Annotated in this window: 17 protein-coding genes and 1 pseudogene; 7 read left to right on the top strand and 11 right to left on the bottom strand. The window is 66.0% G+C overall.

Features of this window, described 5'->3' with window-relative positions; all coding sequences use genetic code 11:
• Positions 1–5: 5 nt before the first annotated feature.
• Genes B2V90_RS02960 through B2V90_RS02930 form a run of 7 tightly spaced genes read right to left on the bottom strand, consistent with a single transcriptional unit; the run spans position 6 to position 6,220 of the window.
• Positions 6–614 (bottom strand): LUD domain-containing protein, encoded by a 609-nt coding sequence (locus B2V90_RS02960; RefSeq protein WP_228222304.1) that lies wholly within the window; start codon positions 612–614, stop codon positions 6–8.
• Entirely contained in the window at positions 611–2,005 is a 1,395-nt protein-coding gene (locus tag B2V90_RS02955) for a lactate utilization protein B (protein WP_228222305.1), read from the bottom strand. Before B2V90_RS02955 ends, B2V90_RS02960 begins: the two co-directional genes overlap by 4 nt.
• Positions 2,002–2,757, bottom strand: a complete 756-nt coding sequence (locus B2V90_RS02950) for a (Fe-S)-binding protein (RefSeq protein ID WP_228222306.1) — start codon at positions 2,755–2,757, stop codon at positions 2,002–2,004. The genes B2V90_RS02955 and B2V90_RS02950 overlap by 4 nt, the downstream gene beginning before the upstream one ends.
• Positions 2,754–3,734 (bottom strand): alpha/beta hydrolase, encoded by a 981-nt coding sequence (locus tag B2V90_RS02945; RefSeq protein WP_228222348.1) that lies wholly within the window; start codon positions 3,732–3,734, stop codon positions 2,754–2,756. The genes B2V90_RS02950 and B2V90_RS02945 overlap by 4 nt, the downstream gene beginning before the upstream one ends.
• Before the next feature lie 2 nt (positions 3,735–3,736).
• On the bottom strand, positions 3,737–4,543 hold the full coding sequence (locus B2V90_RS02940) for a rhamnogalacturonan acetylesterase (RefSeq protein ID WP_228222307.1): 807 nt from the start codon (positions 4,541–4,543) through the stop codon (positions 3,737–3,739).
• A gap of 26 nt (positions 4,544–4,569) precedes the next feature.
• Entirely contained in the window at positions 4,570–5,334 is a 765-nt protein-coding gene (locus tag B2V90_RS02935; protein WP_009820498.1) for an SDR family NAD(P)-dependent oxidoreductase, read from the bottom strand.
• A 19-nt stretch (positions 5,335–5,353) separates the two neighbouring features.
• Positions 5,354–6,220 (bottom strand): IclR family transcriptional regulator, encoded by an 867-nt coding sequence (locus B2V90_RS02930; protein WP_414711572.1) that lies wholly within the window; start codon positions 6,218–6,220, stop codon positions 5,354–5,356.
• 202 nt (positions 6,221–6,422) lie between these two features.
• On the opposite strand from B2V90_RS02930, the gene rhmD reads away from it, so the two are divergent.
• The 7 genes from rhmD (at position 6,423) to B2V90_RS02895 (ending at position 13,113) form a co-directional block, all read left to right on the top strand.
• The gene (gene rhmD, locus B2V90_RS02925; RefSeq protein WP_037542401.1) at positions 6,423–7,607 is read left to right on the top strand and encodes an L-rhamnonate dehydratase; all 1,185 of its coding nucleotides are present in this window, start codon (positions 6,423–6,425) and stop codon (positions 7,605–7,607) included.
• Positions 7,608–7,631: 24 nt separating this feature from the next.
• Positions 7,632–8,489 (top strand): fumarylacetoacetate hydrolase family protein, encoded by an 858-nt coding sequence (locus B2V90_RS02920; protein ID WP_228222309.1) that lies wholly within the window; start codon positions 7,632–7,634, stop codon positions 8,487–8,489.
• A complete protein-coding gene (locus B2V90_RS02915; protein WP_293919622.1) occupies positions 8,486–9,235 on the top strand; it encodes an SDR family NAD(P)-dependent oxidoreductase in 750 nt (249 codons plus the stop codon). Before B2V90_RS02920 ends, B2V90_RS02915 begins: the two co-directional genes overlap by 4 nt.
• 69 nt (positions 9,236–9,304) lie before the next feature.
• Positions 9,305–10,207, top strand: coding sequence for an amidohydrolase family protein (locus tag B2V90_RS02910; protein ID WP_228222311.1), 903 nt, complete (start codon positions 9,305–9,307; stop codon positions 10,205–10,207).
• Positions 10,204–11,268: an L-rhamnose/proton symporter RhaT gene (gene rhaT, locus B2V90_RS02905; RefSeq protein ID WP_228222312.1), complete on the top strand. Its 1,065-nt coding sequence runs from the start codon at positions 10,204–10,206 to the stop codon at positions 11,266–11,268. Before B2V90_RS02910 ends, rhaT begins: the two co-directional genes overlap by 4 nt.
• The gene (locus tag B2V90_RS02900) at positions 11,268–12,308 is read left to right on the top strand and encodes a glycoside hydrolase family 43 protein (protein WP_228222313.1); all 1,041 of its coding nucleotides are present in this window, start codon (positions 11,268–11,270) and stop codon (positions 12,306–12,308) included. Before rhaT ends, B2V90_RS02900 begins: the two co-directional genes overlap by 1 nt.
• Positions 12,295–13,113: an alpha/beta hydrolase gene (locus B2V90_RS02895; protein WP_228222314.1), complete on the top strand. Its 819-nt coding sequence runs from the start codon at positions 12,295–12,297 to the stop codon at positions 13,111–13,113. The genes B2V90_RS02900 and B2V90_RS02895 overlap by 14 nt, the downstream gene beginning before the upstream one ends.
• Before the next feature lie 7 nt (positions 13,114–13,120).
• On the opposite strand, the gene B2V90_RS02890 is transcribed toward B2V90_RS02895, so the two are convergent.
• From B2V90_RS02890 to B2V90_RS02875, 4 genes and pseudogenes are all read right to left on the bottom strand, one after another.
• Positions 13,121–14,164 carry a LacI family DNA-binding transcriptional regulator gene (locus B2V90_RS02890; protein WP_009820507.1) on the bottom strand — a complete coding sequence of 348 codons (1,044 nt, stop codon included), beginning with the start codon at positions 14,162–14,164 and terminating at the stop codon, positions 13,121–13,123.
• Between the two features lie 48 nt (positions 14,165–14,212).
• Complete coding sequence (locus B2V90_RS02885; RefSeq protein ID WP_228222315.1) at positions 14,213–15,190, bottom strand: glycoside hydrolase family 43; 978 nt, start codon at positions 15,188–15,190, stop codon at positions 14,213–14,215.
• On the bottom strand, positions 15,187–16,371 hold the full coding sequence (locus B2V90_RS02880; RefSeq protein ID WP_228222316.1) for an SGNH/GDSL hydrolase family protein: 1,185 nt from the start codon (positions 16,369–16,371) through the stop codon (positions 15,187–15,189). Before B2V90_RS02880 ends, B2V90_RS02885 begins: the two co-directional genes overlap by 4 nt.
• 21 nt (positions 16,372–16,392) lie before the next feature.
• A pseudogene (locus B2V90_RS02875) lies at positions 16,393–16,688 on the bottom strand (MFS transporter); the annotation flags it as partial.

The raw sequence follows: 16,688 nt of genomic DNA, 5'->3' as shown, positions 1-16,688 counted from the left end.
GGTTATCACGCGCGCAGCAGGATGACGTGCAGGAAGCGGGGGCCATGGGCGCCCCGGACATAGGTGCCCTCGATATCAGTGGTACCAGATACGCCGGTGATCCAGTAATGGGCGCGCGGTTGCGCGCCGGGCAACGGCGCGTCCTCCAGATAGGGGGCGATGTCGCGCGTCGCCAGCAGCACGATATGGTGCAGGGCCAGGAAATTGGGCAGCATCGGCGCGGCCGGGCCGGTTTCGAAGACCAAAGATCCGGTTTCGGCGATGCCGCGTCGCGCGATGGCGAGCGCGGCGATTTCGGCAGGCGCGGCGACATCATGCAGGGTGAAACCGCTCCAGTCGCAAGAATCGAGCCGCGGATCGGGCGGCAGGCACAATGTCCGGTCCTCGCCCTGCGCATCGAGGTAGCGGCGAATAGCGGCGGGCAGGTCCGCCATGCTGTCGATCGCGTCATGGCTTGCGCTGACGCTGGGGAGGGCGAGGCGCGCGAGAAATTCGGCCTCCAACGCGGCTTCGTCCACGGCCGGGCGTTCGGGCGCGACCAGCAGCGCGGCGGCCTGCGCCGCATCGGGCGCTGCGCCTTTCAGCCGGCCAAGGATGGCGTCGCGCGCGCTCATGGGCGGCGTTCCTTGCGATATTGCGCCATGAAGCTGCTGGCGGCGGGCCGGGGCATGGCGCGATGGCGGGTCCAGCCGCCCGCCAGCGGCAGTGTCTCGATCCAGCCGCGCCGACCCATCAGCCGCATCGCGCGCAGCGCAAGGCGGGTGACAAGGCGGTAGAGCGCCGGGCGACGCGCGACCCAGGCCCACAGGCCAAGGCCCATGCGCATGGAGGTCGGCTCCAGCCCTTCGCGCCAGCTTTTCTCGCGCCAGCCCTTCAGCAGGGTGGGGAGGGGGATGCGCACCGGGCAGACTTCCTGGCATTTGCCATTGAGCGTGCAGGCATGGACGAGGTCGCGATTGGGGGCGAGGCCATCGAGCGCGGGGGTCAGCACCGCGCCCATGGGACCGGGATAGGTGCCGCCATAGGCATGGCCGCCAATCTGGCGAAAGACGACGCAATGGTTCATGCACGCGCCACAGCGGATGCAGCGCAGCATATCCGCCAGCCCCTCCTCGCGCATTTTCGTGCGGCCATTGTCGACCAGCACAATGTGCATTTCTTCTGGCCCGTCGCGGTCGTCGGGACGTTTCGGGCCGGTATAGAAGGTCGTATATTGGGTGAGAGCCGCGCCGGTGGCGGAGCGCGCCAGCATGCGCAGCATATGCACGGCATGGGGCATGGACGGCACGATCTTTTCGATGCCCGCCGTCACGATATGGACGCGTGGCGGCACTAGAGACAATTCGGCATTGCCTTCATTGGTGACGGTGCACACCGCGCCGCTATCGGCGATGAGGAAGTTGGCGCCCGATATGCCGACATCCGCGCCCAGCATCCGGTCGCGCAGTTCGCGCCGGGCGCTTTCGGCCATGGCGGCGATGCTGTCTTCCTCATGCGGCGTGCGATGTTTCACCTTGAAGAGGGCCGACACCTGTTCGCGCGTCTTGTGCATGGCGGGCCAGATGATGTGCGACGGGCGCTCGTCGGCCAGCTGGATGATATGTTCGGCCAAGTCGGTTTCGATCCGGCCGATCCCGGCCTCCGCCAGGGCGTGGGGCAGGCCGATTTCCTCCCCCAGCATGGATTTGGAGCGGGCGACGGTCTTGGCGCCTGACGCCTTGCAGAGGTCGATGACGATGCGGCAGGCTTCGTCGGCGGTCGCGGCCCAATGCACCTGCGCGCCCGCGGCGATGGCATTGGCCTCAAACTGTTCGAGATAATGGCCCAGATGGGCGATCACATGATCCTTGATCGCGGCGGCGCGGGTGCGCGCGGCGTCGAAATCAGGGAAGGCCGACACGGCGAGCGTGCGCTTGGCCTCGGCGGTGCCGGCGGTACGCTCAACGGCTGTCTTGAGGAGCGGGTCGGCAAGCGCGGCGGCGGCGCGGGTGTCGAACCCGCTCATGGCTCCTCCCCGATGGCGGGGCCATCGCCCATGCCCGCGATCAGTTCGATGGCGTGGAAGGCGCGCACCGTGCTGCCGTCACGATGCAGCTTGCCGGCCATGTTCATGAGGCAGCCAAGATCGCCCGCCAGCAGCAGGTCCGCGCCCGTCGCGTCGATGGCATTGGCCTTTTCGCCAACAATGGCATTGGAGATGGCGGGATATTTGACGCAGAAGGTGCCGCCAAAGCCGCAGCATGTCTCCTCGCCCGCCAGCGGCGTAAGCTTGAGGCCATCGACCGCCTTGAGCAGGCGGCGTGGTTGCGCCTTGATGCCCAGTTCCCGGAGCCCCGAGCAGCTGTCATGATAGGTGGCGGTGGCGTCAATGCTGATGCTTTCGGGTTTCCAGCCCAGCACTTCGTCCAGATAGGCCATGACCTCGTAGGTTTTGGCGGCGACCGTCTGCGCGCGGGGGAGCCAGTCCGCGTCGCCTTCGAAGATTTCGGGATAATGGCAGCGGATGGTGCCGGCGCAGGAGCCGGACGGGACGACGATGGCCGCATAGGGTTCGAGCGCTTCGATCGTCTGCTTCGCCAGCGCGGCGGCATGGGCGTGGTCGCCGCTGTTGAGTGCGGGCTGGCCGCAGCAGGTCTGGCCCTGCGGCACGATCACGTCGCAACCGGCTGCTTCGAGCGCGCGGATCGCGGCGAAGCCGATGCGCGGGCGCATCAGGTCGACCAGGCAGGTGACGAAGAGGGCGACCTGCTGCGTCACAGGCCATGTCGTTTCGCGAAGTTGACGAACAGGTCGGGCCAGGGCGCGGGGGCGGCGGGCGGCGCAACCAAGCCAAAACCATGGCCGCCGCTTTCGAACAGGTGACATTCGCTGGCCACGCCCCTGGCGCGCAAGGCGGCGAGCATGGCGAGGCTGTTTTCCGGCGGCACGGCATTGTCGTCCAGCGCATGGGCGAGGAAGACGGGCGGGGTGCGATCGCTTACCTGCTGGTCGAGCGAGTAGGCGCGCATCCGCTGCGGCGAAGGATCGGGACCGAGCAACTGGGTGCGTGATCCGGCGTGGACGAACGGCCCCTCCATCAAAATGACCGGATAGAGATAGGCGGCCAGCGCGGCGGCGATCGGTTCGCGGTCGACCGCGTCGGTGGGCCGATAGCTTTCGACGGGCGCGCGGCTGGTGAGCCAGGCGGCGAGATGGCCGCCGGCGGAAAATCCCATGACGCCGACACGGCCGGCATCGAATTTCTCGCGCGCGGCCAGGCTGCGCACGACGCGCAATGCGCGCTGCGCGTCCTGTAGCGGGGCTTCCGGGCCGGCCGCCCAATTGTCGGCGGGCAGGCGGTACAGCAGCGCGAAGCAGACATAGCCGGCCTGGGCGAAGCGGCGAGCGATAGCATAGCCTTCATGACCGATCGCGACCCGGCTGTAGCCGCCGCCGGGAAACAGCAGCATCGCCGCGCCATTGGGTTTTGCCCCGACCGCCTCGGGCCGCAACATGGTGAGCGTGGGCGTCACGATATGAGCGAAGACGCCGTCGTCCGGCCCGCTGTCGGGGCGGCGCAGCGTCTCGACTTCCTGCACCGTCACCTTTTCACCGCCCGGCGCCTTGCCCGGCCAGATGGGAAATCGCGTGAAGCCCTTTGGCAGCGGAAAGCTCTGCGCCATTGCCGGGGCGGAGGACAGGGCGGCGCCGGCAAGCGCGCCGGCCATCAGGGTGCGGCGGTCGAAATCGGGCATGGTCACTGGCACTCCGTGCGGCCGAGCGGGGTGGTGCGGGTCAGCGCGGGACGCGGCGCAAGCACCTTGGCCGAGATGGACAGGTTCAGCGCCTTGAGGCCGCCGGCGACGAGATTGGCGACTTGCCGCGCGCCCAGCTCGCTGAAATGCGTGTCGTCATCGACGCCCTTGGGGAAGCCGGGGGCGTGGTCCTGCGGGCTGTAGTGGAGATAATAGGCTTTCGATCCGTCGCGCCCGGCGCGGTCCACCCAGGCGCGCGAAAGCGATTCCAGATCAATGAGCGGCGTGTCGGTGCTGGCCGCCAGTTCGCGCACCACCGCGCTATAGTCGGCGAAATCCGCCTTGGCCCGGCCGTCCGCCCCGAAACTGCGGCGTGCGACGGGCGTGAGGAGCACTGGATGGCCGCCGGCAATCCGCACGTCCCAGATGAAGCGCAGCAGATTGTCGCGATACTCCGTCCGTGCGGGCGCCCAACGCTCGGGCTTGGCGCGATAGGCGTCATTATGCCCGAATTGAATGAGCACCGTGTCGCCCGGCATCATGTCGGCCAGCAGCGCCTGCCATCGTCCTTCGCCAAGGAAGGTGCGGGTGGAGCGGCCGCCCATCGCATGGTTGAGCACCCGCACGTCAGGTGTCAGGCCGCATTGCAGCATCTGGCCCCAGCCGGTCTGCGGATAGCGATCGGCTGTGTAGGCGGAGGCCGTCGAATCACCGGCGATCAGGATGGTGTCGCCCGGCCGCGCGGCCTGCGCGGGCAGGGGCGCCAGCAGGGCCGCGAAGGCGATGATGGCTTTCCGGGCAATCCTCATGCTGCGATCTTTTCCACCGATGAAGGTTACTGCAAATTCACATACATGCCGCCGTCGACCAGCAGCGCAGCGCCGGTGACATAAGCGGCCATGTCGGAGGCGAGGAAGACGATCGGCCCGGCCAGGTCTTCGGGGGCGCCGAGGCGACCGAGCGGGGTGCGGGCTTCCATATATTCCCGCTTTTCCTGGTCGGCGAGGTCGTCCTTGTTGATTTCGGTGAGGATGGTGCCGGGCAGGACGCTGTTGCAGCGAATGCCATGCTTGCCGAGCGCGATGGCGGTCGATTGCATCAGCGAATGCACGCCGGCCTTGGTCGGGGTGTAATGGGTCTGATATTCGCCGCCGACCAGCGCCGAGATGGAGGACACGGCGACGATCGAACCGCCATGCCCTTGCCTGACCATCTGCTGCGCAGCCGCCTGCACCATGAAATAGGCGCCATGCAGGTTCACCTTGAACGTGCGTTCCACCACATCGACCGGCATGTCGAGAAAGGCGTGGAAGGGGCAGATGCCGGCGTTGCTGACCATCACGTCCACCTTGCCGAAGGTTTCGACGGCCTTCGCCACGAAGTCCTGCGCGGTCTGCGGATCGGCGACATCGCCCTTCACCGCGATGGCGCGCTGGCCCAGCGCCTCGATCTCTGCAACGCAGCTTTGTGCGGGCCCGTCGCTATGCGCATAGTTGATGGCGACATCTGCGCCATGCTGCGCAGCGCCGATGGCGGCGGCGCGGCCGATGCCGGTCGATGCGCCGGTGACGAGGACGGTCTTGCCTTCAAGCAGCTTCATGGGGGCATTTCCTTGACTGTTAGCGCCGCACCGGGCGGCGGGGGGATTTGACGCCGGGGGTCCAGCCCAGGTCGGCACTGACTTTCTGCGCGGTGGCGCGGACATTTTCGGTCAGCATGTCCATCCGCGCGTCGTCCATATACTGCGCCGCGCTCGACAGGCTGATGGCGGCGACGATCGCGCCGGACGCATCGCGGATGGGGGCGGCGACGCAGCGTATCTGGTCCTCATTTTCCTCCAGGTCGAAGGCGCGGCCGGCGGCGGCATAGCCGCGCATGCGTTCGACCCACAGGTCATAGTCGATCGGATGGGTGCCGGCCGCCTGATCGGCGTCGAACAGGCGTCTCCAATTGGCTTCCGGGTCATCGAGCAGCAGCGCCTTGCCAAGGCCGGTGGAGGTGAGCGGCTGGCGGTCGCCGATACGACTGGAGATTTCGACCCGGCGGCGACCGGGTATCTTGTCGAGATAGAGGGCATGGTCGCTGTCGAGCCGGCCGAGATGCACGACATCCTCGCTCGCGGCGGCAAGCGCTTCGAGATGAGGGCGGGCGATCTGCACCACGTCGGTCTGGCTTTGCGCGAGGAAGCCGAGCTGCAACAGCTTTGGCCCCAATTGATAGCCTTCGCGCGGCAGGAAGGTGAGGAAGCCGCGATCGACCAGCGCATTGGCGAGCCGATGCGTGGTCGAGCGGGTGAGGCCCATGCGTTCGGAGAGGTCGGCGAGCCTGACCGGACCGTCGATCACCTGGTCCAGCAGGTCGAGCCCGCGTTGCAGCGTCTGCGATCCCGAAGCGCGCGCCGGTTCGGCCTTTTCGCTGCCGTCCGCCATGCCCTTTTGCCCTCCCGTCTTTTGTCCCGATTCAGGGTTTGACGAATTTTGTCTCATCTACTAACACTCTATCCCACAAAATGAGAAAAACAAGGGTGAAGGAGGGGCCGACATGATTCTTCTCGATCGCGCCAGACCCTCATGCTCGTCCAGATTGGGGCGAGTTCGCCCGTATTTGCAATGAATTGCCGCACTGGCCCGGACGATCGGGCGGCGGGTCGGGTTCAATTGGGGTTCAAGGAGTGACTGCGTGCCGATCGTGAGCTTGCCAAAGATCAAACATGTCCGGGCCTTTACCGTACGCGGCGGCGGCGCGGATTATCATGACCAGGGCGAGGGCCACTGGATCGACGATCATATCGCGACGCCCATGTCGCGCTATCCCGACTATCGCCAGTCGCGCCAGAGCTTCGGCATCAATGTGCTGGGCACGCTGGTGGTGGAAATCGAGGCGGAGGACGGCACCGTCGGCTTCGCTGTCACCACCGGGGGCGAGCCGGCTGCCTATATCGTCGAAAAGCATCTCGCCCGCTTCCTGGAGGGGCGCGCGCCTACCGATTATGAGAAAATCTGGGACCAGATGTATTTCTCGACCCAATATTACGGCCGCAAGGGGCTAGTGGTGAACGCCATTTCCGGCGTCGACCTGGCGCTGTGGGATTTGCTGGGCAAGCTGCGGCAGGAGCCGGTCTATCATCTGCTGGGCGGCGCGGTGCGCGACGAACTGCAATTCTATGCCACCGGCGCACGGCCAGACAAGGCGAAGGAATTCGGCTTCATCGGCGGCAAGATGCCACTGCACCATGGCCCGGCCGAAGGCGTTGAGGGCTTGAAGAAAAACATCGCCGAACTGGCCGACATGCGCTCGAAGGTCGGCGACGATTTCTGGTTGATGTGGGATTGCTGGATGGCGCTCGACGTCGACTATGCGACCCGCCTTGCCATCGCCGCCCATGACTTTGGCCTCAAATGGATCGAGGAGGCGATCAGCCCGGACGATTATTGGGGCTACCAGCAGCTCAAGCGCAACGTGCCCAAGGGCATGTTGGTCACCACTGGCGAGCATGAAGCGACCCGCTGGGGCTTTCGCATGCTGATGGAGATGGACTGCTGCGACATCATCCAGCCCGACGTCGGCTGGTGCGGCGGCGTGACCGAATTGCTCAAGATCAGCGCGCTGGCCGACGCCCATGGCAAGATGGTCGTGCCGCACGGATCGTCGGTCTACAGCTATCACTTCGTCATTACCCGGCATAATTCACCCTTCGCCGAGTTCCTGATGATGCATCCTGGACCGACCGAGGTTGTGCCGATGTTCCACCCCCAATTGCTGGGTGAGCCCGTGCCGGACAATGGCCGGATGAAGGTGAGCGCGCTCGACAAGCCGGGCTTTGGCGTCGACCTCAACCCCGACATCGCGATGCATCGCCCTTACACCCATTGATCCGACAGAAGAGAGACTGACCCCATGAAATTCTGCCGTTTTGGCCAGCGTGGCCAGGAAAAGCCCGGTATCATCGATGCCGATGGCAAGATCCGCGACCTGTCGGGCGTGGTGCCCGAACTGACGATCGACGCGCTGGCCGCCGCGAAGGGCGCGGATATCGCGTCGCTGCCGGTGGTCGAGGGCGAACCGCGCTATGGCGTGCCGGTCAAGGGCATCGGCAAGATCGTCGCCATCGGCCTCAATTATGAGGACCATGCGATCGAATCGAACCTGCCGATCCCGACCGAGCCGATGATGTTCATGAAGGCGCTATCCTCGCTCAACGGCCCCAATGACGAAGTCGTGCTGCCGAAGAACAGCACCCACGGCGACTGGGAAGTCGAACTGGGCGTGGTGATCGGCGAAACCTGCCGCTTCGTCAGCGAAGATGAGGCGCTGTCCAAAGTCGCGGGCTATGTCCTGGTCAACGACGTGTCGGAGCGCTTCAACCAGAAGCAGCGCGGCACGCAATGGTCCAAGGGCAAGGGGCACGATACTTTCTGCCCGGTCGGCCCCTGGCTGGTGACGCCCGACGAAGTGGGCGATCCGCAGGATCTGGACATGCATCTGGACGTCAATGGCGAGCGCATGCAGACCGGCAATACGAAGACGATGATCTTCAATGTCGCGCAGCTGATTTCCTATGTCAGCGAATATATCACCCTTTATCCCGGCGACCTGATGATCACCGGCACGCCGCCGGGGGTGGGCGAGGGCAAGAAGCCGCAAGCCATCTACCTCAAGGCCGGCGACGTCATGGAACTGGGCATCGAGAAGCTGGGCACGCAGCGCCAGCAGGTGTCGGAATGGCGCCACCTGGGCGACGAGGTGCTCGGATGAGCGTTTTTGCCGGACGCTATGCAGGCCGCTGCGCCATCGTCACCGGGGGCGCGTCGGGGCTGGGCAAACAGGTCGCCGCGCGCATCATTGCCGAAGGCGGCGCGGTGGCGCTGTGGGACCTGAACGGCGATGCGCTGGCGGCGACGCAGGCGGAGATCGGCGCGGCGCATGTCCAGGCGCTCGACGTGTCGGATCATGCCGCCGTCGCTGCCGCGGCGAAGAATAGCGCGGCGGCGCTGGGCAGGGTCGACATATTGGTCTGCTCGGCCGGCATCACTGGCGCGACCGCCACGGTATGGGAGTATCCGGTCGATAGTTTCCAGCGGGTCATCGACATCAACCTGAATGGCCTGTTCTACTGCAACCGGGAAGTCGTGCCGTTCATGCTCGAAAATGGCTATGGCCGGATCGTGAACCTCGCCTCGGTCGCGGGCAAGGAGGGCAATCCCAACGCCAGCGCCTATAGCGCGAGCAAGGCGGGCGTGATCGGCTTCACCAAAAGCCTGGGCAAGGAACTGGCGGGCAAGGGCGTCATCGCCAATGCGCTGACCCCCGCGACCTTCGAAAGCCCGATCCTTGACCAGCTGCCGCAAAGCCAGGTCGATTATATGCGATCGAAAATCCCGATGGGACGCCTTGGTCTGGTCGAGGAATCGGCCGCCATGGTCTGCTTCATGGCCAGCGAGGAATGCAGCTTCACCACCGCGTCCACCTTCGACACGTCGGGCGGGCGCACGACCTTCTGAATTGCAAAGCCACGCGGCGCGACCGGCCGGGAGAGCCGGAGCGCCGCATGTCCAGGACGGGAGAGGTTCATGATCCCCTTTGTCGATGCGCATATCCATCTGTGGGACCTGAACCACATACGCTATGACTGGCTGAGCCCGCCCTTTTCCGACGAGGGGCCGAACGGCAGCGTCGAGGCGATCGCCCAGGATTATGGCGTCGCCCAATATCGCGCCGACCTGGCCCGCTGGAATGTCGTGGGCGCGGTGCATGTCGATGCGGGCGCGGCGGCGGACAGCGCCCTGCGCGAGACGCAGTGGCTGGACGGCCTCGCCCGGATCGAAGGCCTGCCGACCGGCATCGTCGCCTTTGCCGCGCTCAACGATCCGGACGCCGACGCGCTGCTGGCCGCGCAGGCGGCGCATCCGCGCGTCAGGGGCATTCGCCATATCGTCAACTGGCATGGCGACCCGCAGCGGACCTATGGCCCGGTCGACCTGACCGTCGATCCGCAGTGGCAGGTGGGCTATGCCCTACTTGGCAAATATGGCCTGTCGTTCGATCTGCAATGCTATCCGGGACAGATGCAGGGCCTCGTCCCGCTGATCGAGCGGCAACCCGACATTCCCGTCATCATCAACCATATGGGCATGCCGGTGCTGACCGACCCCGATGGCCTTGACGACTGGCGCGCGGGCATGAAGGCGCTCAGCCGCCTGCCCCATGTCGCGGTCAAGCTGTCGGGCATGGGCTTCATCCGGCGCGACTGGAGCCGCGAGACGATCGGGCATCTGGTGCGCGAGACAATCGACCTATTCGGCGTCGAACGGTGCATGTTCGCCAGCGATATGCCGACCGACAAGCTGTTCTCGCCCATCGACCGCTATATGGAAACTTACCACGCCATCGTCGCCGATTTGCCGGAAGCCGACCGCCGCGCGCTGTTCGGCGGCAACGCCAATCGCCTTTATCGCCTGGAACTTGACCTATGACGCCCAATCCGCTGCTCGGCGTGCTGTTCCACTGGCTGGGCGGTTTCGCATCGGCCAGCTTCTATGTCCCCTTTCGCGGCGTCAAACGCTGGAACTGGGAGATATTCTGGCTGACCGGCGGCCTCTTTTCCTGGGTGATCGCGCCCTGGTTCTTTGCCGCGGTGCAAACCAACGACCTGATGGGGGTGATGGGCCGCGTGCCATCCTCCGTCATGGGCTGGTGCGTGTTCTTCGGGTTTCTCTGGGGCTTTGGCGGCCTCACCTATGGCCTTACCATGCGGTATCTGGGCCTGTCGCTTGGCATGGCGGTGGTGCTGGGGCTGTGCACGGTGTTCGGCACGCTCATCCCCCCGATTTTCGAGGGAACGTTCATGAGCCAGATCGTCGGCACCACGCATGGACAGATCGTGTTGCTGGGCCTGGCGGTCACGCTGGCGGGGATCATCGTCGTCGCGCGGGCCGGCGCGCGCAAGGATGAGGCCTTGTCCCCGGCGCAAAAGGCCGCCGCGGTCGCCGAGTTTGATTTCAGGAAGGGCATCGCCGTCGCTGTCTTTTCCGGCATCATGTCGAGCTGCTTTGCCTTTGGGCTGGCGGCGGGCGAGCCGGTCAAGGCGCTGTCCGCCGCCGCCGGCACGGGTCCGCTGTGGACCGGCCTGCCGACGCTATGCCTCGTCATGTTCGGTGGGCTCATCACCAACGCGCTCTGGTGCGCGTGGCTGATAGCGCGGAACAGGTCAGCCGGGCAGTGGCTTGGCGCACCCGACCGGAGCGGCGAGCGCCCCAGGTTGCTGGCCAATTTCCTGCTCTGCGCGCTCGCCGGCACGGCCTGGTATTTCCAGTTCTTCTTCTACACCATGGGCGAAAGCCAGATGGGTCGCTTCGGCTTTTCCAGCTGGACGCTGCACATGGCGTCCATCATCATCTTCGGCACCTGCTGGGGCTTTGCCTTTCGCGAGTGGAAGGACGCAGCGCCCGCCGTGCGGCGCATGGTGTGGAGCGGCGTTGGCCTGCTGATCCTGGCGACGATCATCATCGGCTATGGCAACAGGCTGGCGATGTGATGCGCTGGACGCTCGTCGCCGCCCTGCTGCTGGGCCTTGCCACGCCCGCGGCGGCCGACGCGCCCTTGCTGACGTCGCACCTGCGCATCCACGATCCCTGGGTGGTTGCGGACGAGACGAGCCGGACCTACTGGCTGTTTTCGAAGAATGACCCGGCGGTCACGGGCGATCGGCGGGTCGGCATCATGGCCTATGCCAGCGGCGACCTGGCCCATTGGCAAAGGCCCAGGCTGGTATTCGCCCTGCCGCAGGGCAGCTGGGCCGATGATGGCGGCTGGGCGCCCGAAGTGCATCGCTGGAAGGGTCGCTGGTATCTGTTCGCGACTTTTCACAATGAAAAAGCAGCCTTGCCAGCCAAATCCAAACGCCCGCTTTACCGGCGCGCGACCCTGCTGGCGGTGGCTGACCGGATTGAGGGGCCTTATGCCCTGGTCCATAAAGGAGAGCCGCCGACGCCGGTGGATGCCATGACGTTGGACGGCACGCTGCATATTGATGCGGCGGGCAAGCCCTGGATGGTCTATGCGCATGAATGGCTGCAACTGGGCGTCGGCACGATCGAGGCGCTGCCCCTCAAGGACGATCTGTCGCCTGCCGGCAAGCCGCGCGTCCTGTTCCGGGCCGACGCCGCCGACTGGGTGGTGGGGCAGACGCAGCCCGAAGGCGATACCGGCTACGTCACTGACGGGCCGGAATTGTTCCGCACGAAGACGGGGACGCTGCTGATGCTCTGGTCGAGCTGGGGCAAGGACGGTTATGTCCAGGCGCAGGCGCGATCGGCCAGCGGGACGCTGGCGGGGCCGTGGGAGCAATTGGGGCCGCTGATCGAGCGGGACAGCGGGCATGGCATGCTGTTTCGCGCATTCGATGGGCGGCTGATGCTGGTGCTGCACCGCCCGTTCAAGCGCGCCTTGGCGAAATTCTATGAAATGCGTGACGGGAGCGACCGGCTGGAGGTGGTGCGCGAAGCGGTGGAATTGGATGGAGAGGCCTATCCCACCCATGGCTGCCCGATGGAGGCGCGCGATGCTGGCTGCTGATCTGGTCTGGCCGCTGCACGGGGCGGCGAGCGGCGCATTCACGCTGGAGGATGACGCCGCAGCGCCCGAGGCCGCCGTCGTCAGCGCCGTCGAACGACCGGTGCTGCTGGGCTATGCACCTGAACACCCCAATGGTCGGGCGATGCTGGTGCTGGGCGGTGGCGGGTACACCGCGTTGATGGCGGGGCGGGAGGGCGTGCAGGTCGCGCGCTGGCTGAATGGCCTTGGCTATCATGCCTTCGTTCTGATCCACCGCTTTCCCCATGCCGGGACCGGGCCGGCGGCCCCGCTGGACGACGCAACAGCGGCGATGGCGATGATCCGTCGCAGCGGCCTTGCCGATCGTGGGCTGGGCGTCGTCGGCCTTTCGTCGGGCGGCCATCTCGCCGCCTGCCTGGCGGCCGCCTATCCTGCCGAATGGGGGACAGGGACAACACAGCGGCCGGACATCATGGTGATCGGCTATGCGCCCATTTCCACCAATGCCAGCGGGCGGACGATCATCGCCGACAAGCCGCCGCTGCCGCCGGTGGAAAAGCAGGCGCTGTATGATGCATTGCAGCCCGACGCGCAGCTGCTGGCCGGTCCCCCGCCTGCCTTCATCGTCTATGCCGGCAATGATCCGGTGGTGCCGGTGGACAATGCCCATCGGCTGGCAGGAGCATGGCGCGATGCGGGCGGACGCGCGGAACTGCATGTCTTTGCCGACGCGCCGCATGGCTTTGCGCTCGATACGCCCGACTTGCCGGTGTCGCTCTGGCCGCGCCTGTGCGAAGCATGGTTGCGACAGCAAGGGTTCCTGTGAGCCGGGGTCAATGCCGGGCGGGCACGGCGTCGGACTGGCGGCGGATGAGCTGATAGTCGAGTTTCACGGCGGCGATGCTGCCCGCGCTGCCTTCGTCCTGGCTGCGGAACCGCATGGCGAGGAGACCGATCGCTTCGCGGCTCATGTCGCGGATAGGCTGGCGAATGGTGGTCAGCGCAGGCCAGATGGCGCTGGCGAGCGGCGTGTCGTCGAAACCGCAGATGCTGATGTCACCAGGCACGTTCAGCCTGCGCTGATGCGCGACGGTGATGGCGGCGGCCGCCATATCGTCATTGCAGGCGAAGATCGCGGTGGGTGGCGTTGCAAGGCCGAGCAATAGTTCGGCCGCGTCCAATCCCGAGCGGAAGGAAAAGTCGCCAGCCGCCACCAGCGCGTCATCGACCGCGATGCCATGATCCGCCAGGCAGTCGCGAAACCCTTGTAGCCGCCGGGCGCTGGCGCGGTGACGCGGATTGCCTTCGATGAAGCCGATGCGCCGGTGGCCAAGGTCGATCAGGTGGCGGGCAAGATCATAGGCGGCATGTCTATCGTCCGTGCCGACCGACAGCCGGTCCGGGCCGTCTCTGTCGGGCGCGATCGCCACCACGGCGATGTCGCGCTGGGTCAGAAGATCGACCAGTTCCGACCAGTCGCACAGCGGCGGGGGCAGGATGACACCGGCCACATGCGCCTGCGCGACCTGATCGACAACCTCCTGCGCGGAAGCGCCGGGCGCACATTGTTCGACCACCAGATGCAGGTGACGCTGGGGCGCTTCAGCCAGAGCGCCGAGCAGCAATTCGCCAAGATAGGCCGATGTGGTGCTGTTACTGTGGAGCAGCGCGACGCGCCGGTCGGCGCTGCCTGCCAATGCGCGCGCGGACGCATTGGGAACATAGCCCAGCGCCTCCACCGCGCGCGCCACGGCCTGCCGCGCGCTGGGACTGACCAGCGCCTTGCCGTTTATGGCGCGCGATGCGGTCATGACCGATACGCCGGCACGGGCGGCGACATCCTTGATCGTGGGCGGCTTGCGGTCGTTTCTCTGCATCGTGACCGATCCTTAGCCATTTTGCAGGCAAAGGAAAATCGGCCCTGATCAGGGGGTCAGGCGGATCGTGACGGGGGCGTTGCGATCGACGCTGATGATACCGCTCTTTTCCTGGAGTTCGGCAATCTGAATAACGGATCGGCGATGCCATTCAGGGTCGGCCTTCGCCTCATCCTCGCCATCCTGATGGACGAAATAGAGGATATAGGCCCGGTCGCCGACAACAACGATGTCGGGATGCTGGCCCTTTGCGCGATCAGTGGGGTGGCGGCCAGACGTGCCTAGAATATGGCCGGGCTGCGTGATCCAATTGTCGCCGCCATCGTCGGATCGCATGACCAGCAGCCCTTTCCACGCGTCGGAAATGAGCCAGGTGCGCCCCTTCCAGCGAAAGGCCTTGGGGCCTTCGCCCGGCGTCTGCGTCAGCCGCTTCCCGACCGTCCAGTGGACAAGGTCCGGGCTGTCGGCGGTGACGATCGCCTTGTTCTGCCGCTCATCATTGAAAAAGAGGCGGTAGTGGCTCTGGCCCAGCGCCAGCACGCTGGCGTCGATGACGCGGTCCGACCCGAGATCGAGCCGGTCGCCGCAAGTCCATGACGCAAGATCGGGGCTGGTCAGATGGACGATGTAGCGCGGCGCATTCCAGTCGCGAAAGACGCCGGGCACGACCGTCAGCCACATATGCCACTGGCCCGCCAGCCATTGCACTTCGGGCGCCCACAAGGTGGGACCGGTGCAGCCTTGGGGAATATCGGCCGTGCCGCTGTACCGCCACTGCGCGCCGTCCTTCGACCGCGCAGTGCCGATCGCGGTGCCATGCACCCAGCGCACATCCTTTTCGTCGGCGCGGGGCAGGTCGGCGCGGCGATTGGTGTAGAACATCACCCATTCGCCCGTCGCCTTGTCGTAGACGGTCGATGCGTCCGCCGCGCCGTCATGCACCGGGTCGCGATAGAGCGGTTTTGGCGCAACCGGCGCGTTGGATGCTGCCATCGCCATCGCCATCACCAACAGCGATGCGATCATCGCAGCAGGGCCAGGTCGATGGCGTCGGCCATGACGGCAAAGCCCGCATCATTGGGATGCAGCGCGTCGCCCACATCATAGGGCTTGGCCATGCGCGCAGGGTCGGCCGGATCGGCGACCGCCTTGGCGAGATCGACATGGCCATCCGCTTCACTGGTGGTGCGGATCCAGTCATTGACGGCGACGCGCGTCGCCTCCCCCTGTTCGCTCCAATAGCCGGCGCCCTTATAGGGCAGGATGGTGGCCAGGATCACCTTCACGCCGCGACCATGGGCGCGCGCGATCATCTGCCGATAGGCGCCGATGATGGTCGCAGGCGGCAGCATGGGGCGTTGTTCGCGCGCGGCCGCGCCCAGATCATTGACGCCTTCCAGGATGATGACATGGCTGACGCCCGGTACCGCCAGCACATCGCTGTCGAAGCGCGCAAGGGCGTTATACCCATCGGCTTCGGATAGCAGGCGGTTGGCGCTGATGCCGGCATTGGCGACACCGGTCAGCGTCATGCCGGCCTTTTGCAGGCGTTCGGCCAGCAGGTCGGGCCAGCGGCGATTGCTGTCGGGCGTGGCGCGCACCCCGTCGGTGATGGAATCGCCCAGGGTGACGATGGTGCCGGCGGGTTTTCGGTTTTCGACCTCCACGCCGGCAATGATGACGCGCGGGCCGAGCGTCGCCGTGTCAGTCATGCGCGGCGCGGCGGTCTGGTCGCCCGGCGCGGTCCAGCCGGTGGCGGCCGAATAGCTGTGCACGGTGGCGTCCGGCGCGCCCCGGGGCAGGTGAATGCTGATGGTGAGGCGGGTCAGCGGCTTGACCGGCATCGCGATCGGGTCGCTTAGCAGCGGCGCGCGGGCGGGGATGGTCGCGCCCTGGGCCTGATTGAATGTAACGATCTGGTCAGTGCCGGGCAGCGTTTCGCCATTGTCGCCGGCCAGTGCGACATGGACCGCGCCCAGCAGCAGCGGCTGCGTCGACATCTCGTTTGAGAGGCGCAGACGGATGCGCGTCCCTCCAGTTGATATGCGCACCACCTGGCGCAATGTGCGATTGCTAAGGTCGGGGCGCTTTTCCGGTGGCGTGCGGGACACCAAGGGCGCGGCCATCCAGCTGCGCGACCAGCTTTGCGCCTGGGCGGGCGCAGCGGACAGGGCCAGCAACAGGCCGATGGACAGAAGGCTGCGCATCCTTGATATCTCCCTTTTCCTCTATCGTGCGGCGGCGCCCGCGACCGGGTTGTTGCCCCACAGCTGATCATAGCGCCAGCCCGACAGATCCTCCACCACCGCGCCGGCGGCGGGCGTGCTGGGGGTGCGTGCGCCGCTGCGCAGATGTTCTATTTCGTGCATCAATATATCGTGCGTCGCGGGGCTGAGACGGAAACGGGTGGAAATATAGATGCCTGCCGACAGGCACCCCACCGTACCGATGCCCAGCAGCAGCGCCATGGTCAGGATCGCCTGATCGCTCTGCACCTGCGCGCCCGACACGAAGCCGCCCGCCT

The sequence above is a fragment of the Sphingobium sp. UBA5915 genome, assembly GCF_002431195.1.
Classification (GTDB): domain Bacteria; phylum Pseudomonadota; class Alphaproteobacteria; order Sphingomonadales; family Sphingomonadaceae; genus Sphingobium; species Sphingobium soli.
This window is presented reverse-complemented; position numbering and strand designations above follow the sequence as displayed.

Bases quoted from the DNA above. Each gene is read 5' to 3' on its own strand.
- B2V90_RS02885 (WP_228222315.1), bottom strand. From the start codon at position 15,190: ATGATCGCATCGCTGTTGGTGATGGCGATGGCGATGGCAGCATCCAAC.
- B2V90_RS02920 (WP_228222309.1), top strand. From the start codon at position 7,632: ATGAAATTCTGCCGTTTTGGCCAGCGTGGCCAGGAAAAGCCCGGTATC.
- B2V90_RS02895 (WP_228222314.1), top strand. From the start codon at position 12,295: ATGCTGGCTGCTGATCTGGTCTGGCCGCTGCACGGGGCGGCGAGCGGC.
- B2V90_RS02930 (WP_414711572.1), bottom strand. From the start codon at position 6,220: ATGAGACAAAATTCGTCAAACCCTGAATCGGGACAAAAGACGGGAGGG.
- B2V90_RS02940 (WP_228222307.1), bottom strand. From the start codon at position 4,543: ATGAGGATTGCCCGGAAAGCCATCATCGCCTTCGCGGCCCTGCTGGCG.
- B2V90_RS02900 (WP_228222313.1), top strand. From the start codon at position 11,268: ATGCGCTGGACGCTCGTCGCCGCCCTGCTGCTGGGCCTTGCCACGCCC.
- B2V90_RS02945 (WP_228222348.1), bottom strand. From the start codon at position 3,734: ATGCCCGATTTCGACCGCCGCACCCTGATGGCCGGCGCGCTTGCCGGC.
- B2V90_RS02935 (WP_009820498.1), bottom strand. From the start codon at position 5,334: ATGAAGCTGCTTGAAGGCAAGACCGTCCTCGTCACCGGCGCATCGACC.
- B2V90_RS02890 (WP_009820507.1), bottom strand. From the start codon at position 14,164: ATGCAGAGAAACGACCGCAAGCCGCCCACGATCAAGGATGTCGCCGCC.
- B2V90_RS02910 (WP_228222311.1), top strand. From the start codon at position 9,305: ATGATCCCCTTTGTCGATGCGCATATCCATCTGTGGGACCTGAACCAC.
- B2V90_RS02915 (WP_293919622.1), top strand. From the start codon at position 8,486: ATGAGCGTTTTTGCCGGACGCTATGCAGGCCGCTGCGCCATCGTCACC.
- B2V90_RS02880 (WP_228222316.1), bottom strand. From the start codon at position 16,371: ATGCGCAGCCTTCTGTCCATCGGCCTGTTGCTGGCCCTGTCCGCTGCG.
- B2V90_RS02955 (WP_228222305.1), bottom strand. From the start codon at position 2,005: ATGAGCGGGTTCGACACCCGCGCCGCCGCCGCGCTTGCCGACCCGCTC.
- rhaT (WP_228222312.1), top strand. From the start codon at position 10,204: ATGACGCCCAATCCGCTGCTCGGCGTGCTGTTCCACTGGCTGGGCGGT.
- B2V90_RS02960 (WP_228222304.1), bottom strand. From the start codon at position 614: ATGAGCGCGCGCGACGCCATCCTTGGCCGGCTGAAAGGCGCAGCGCCC.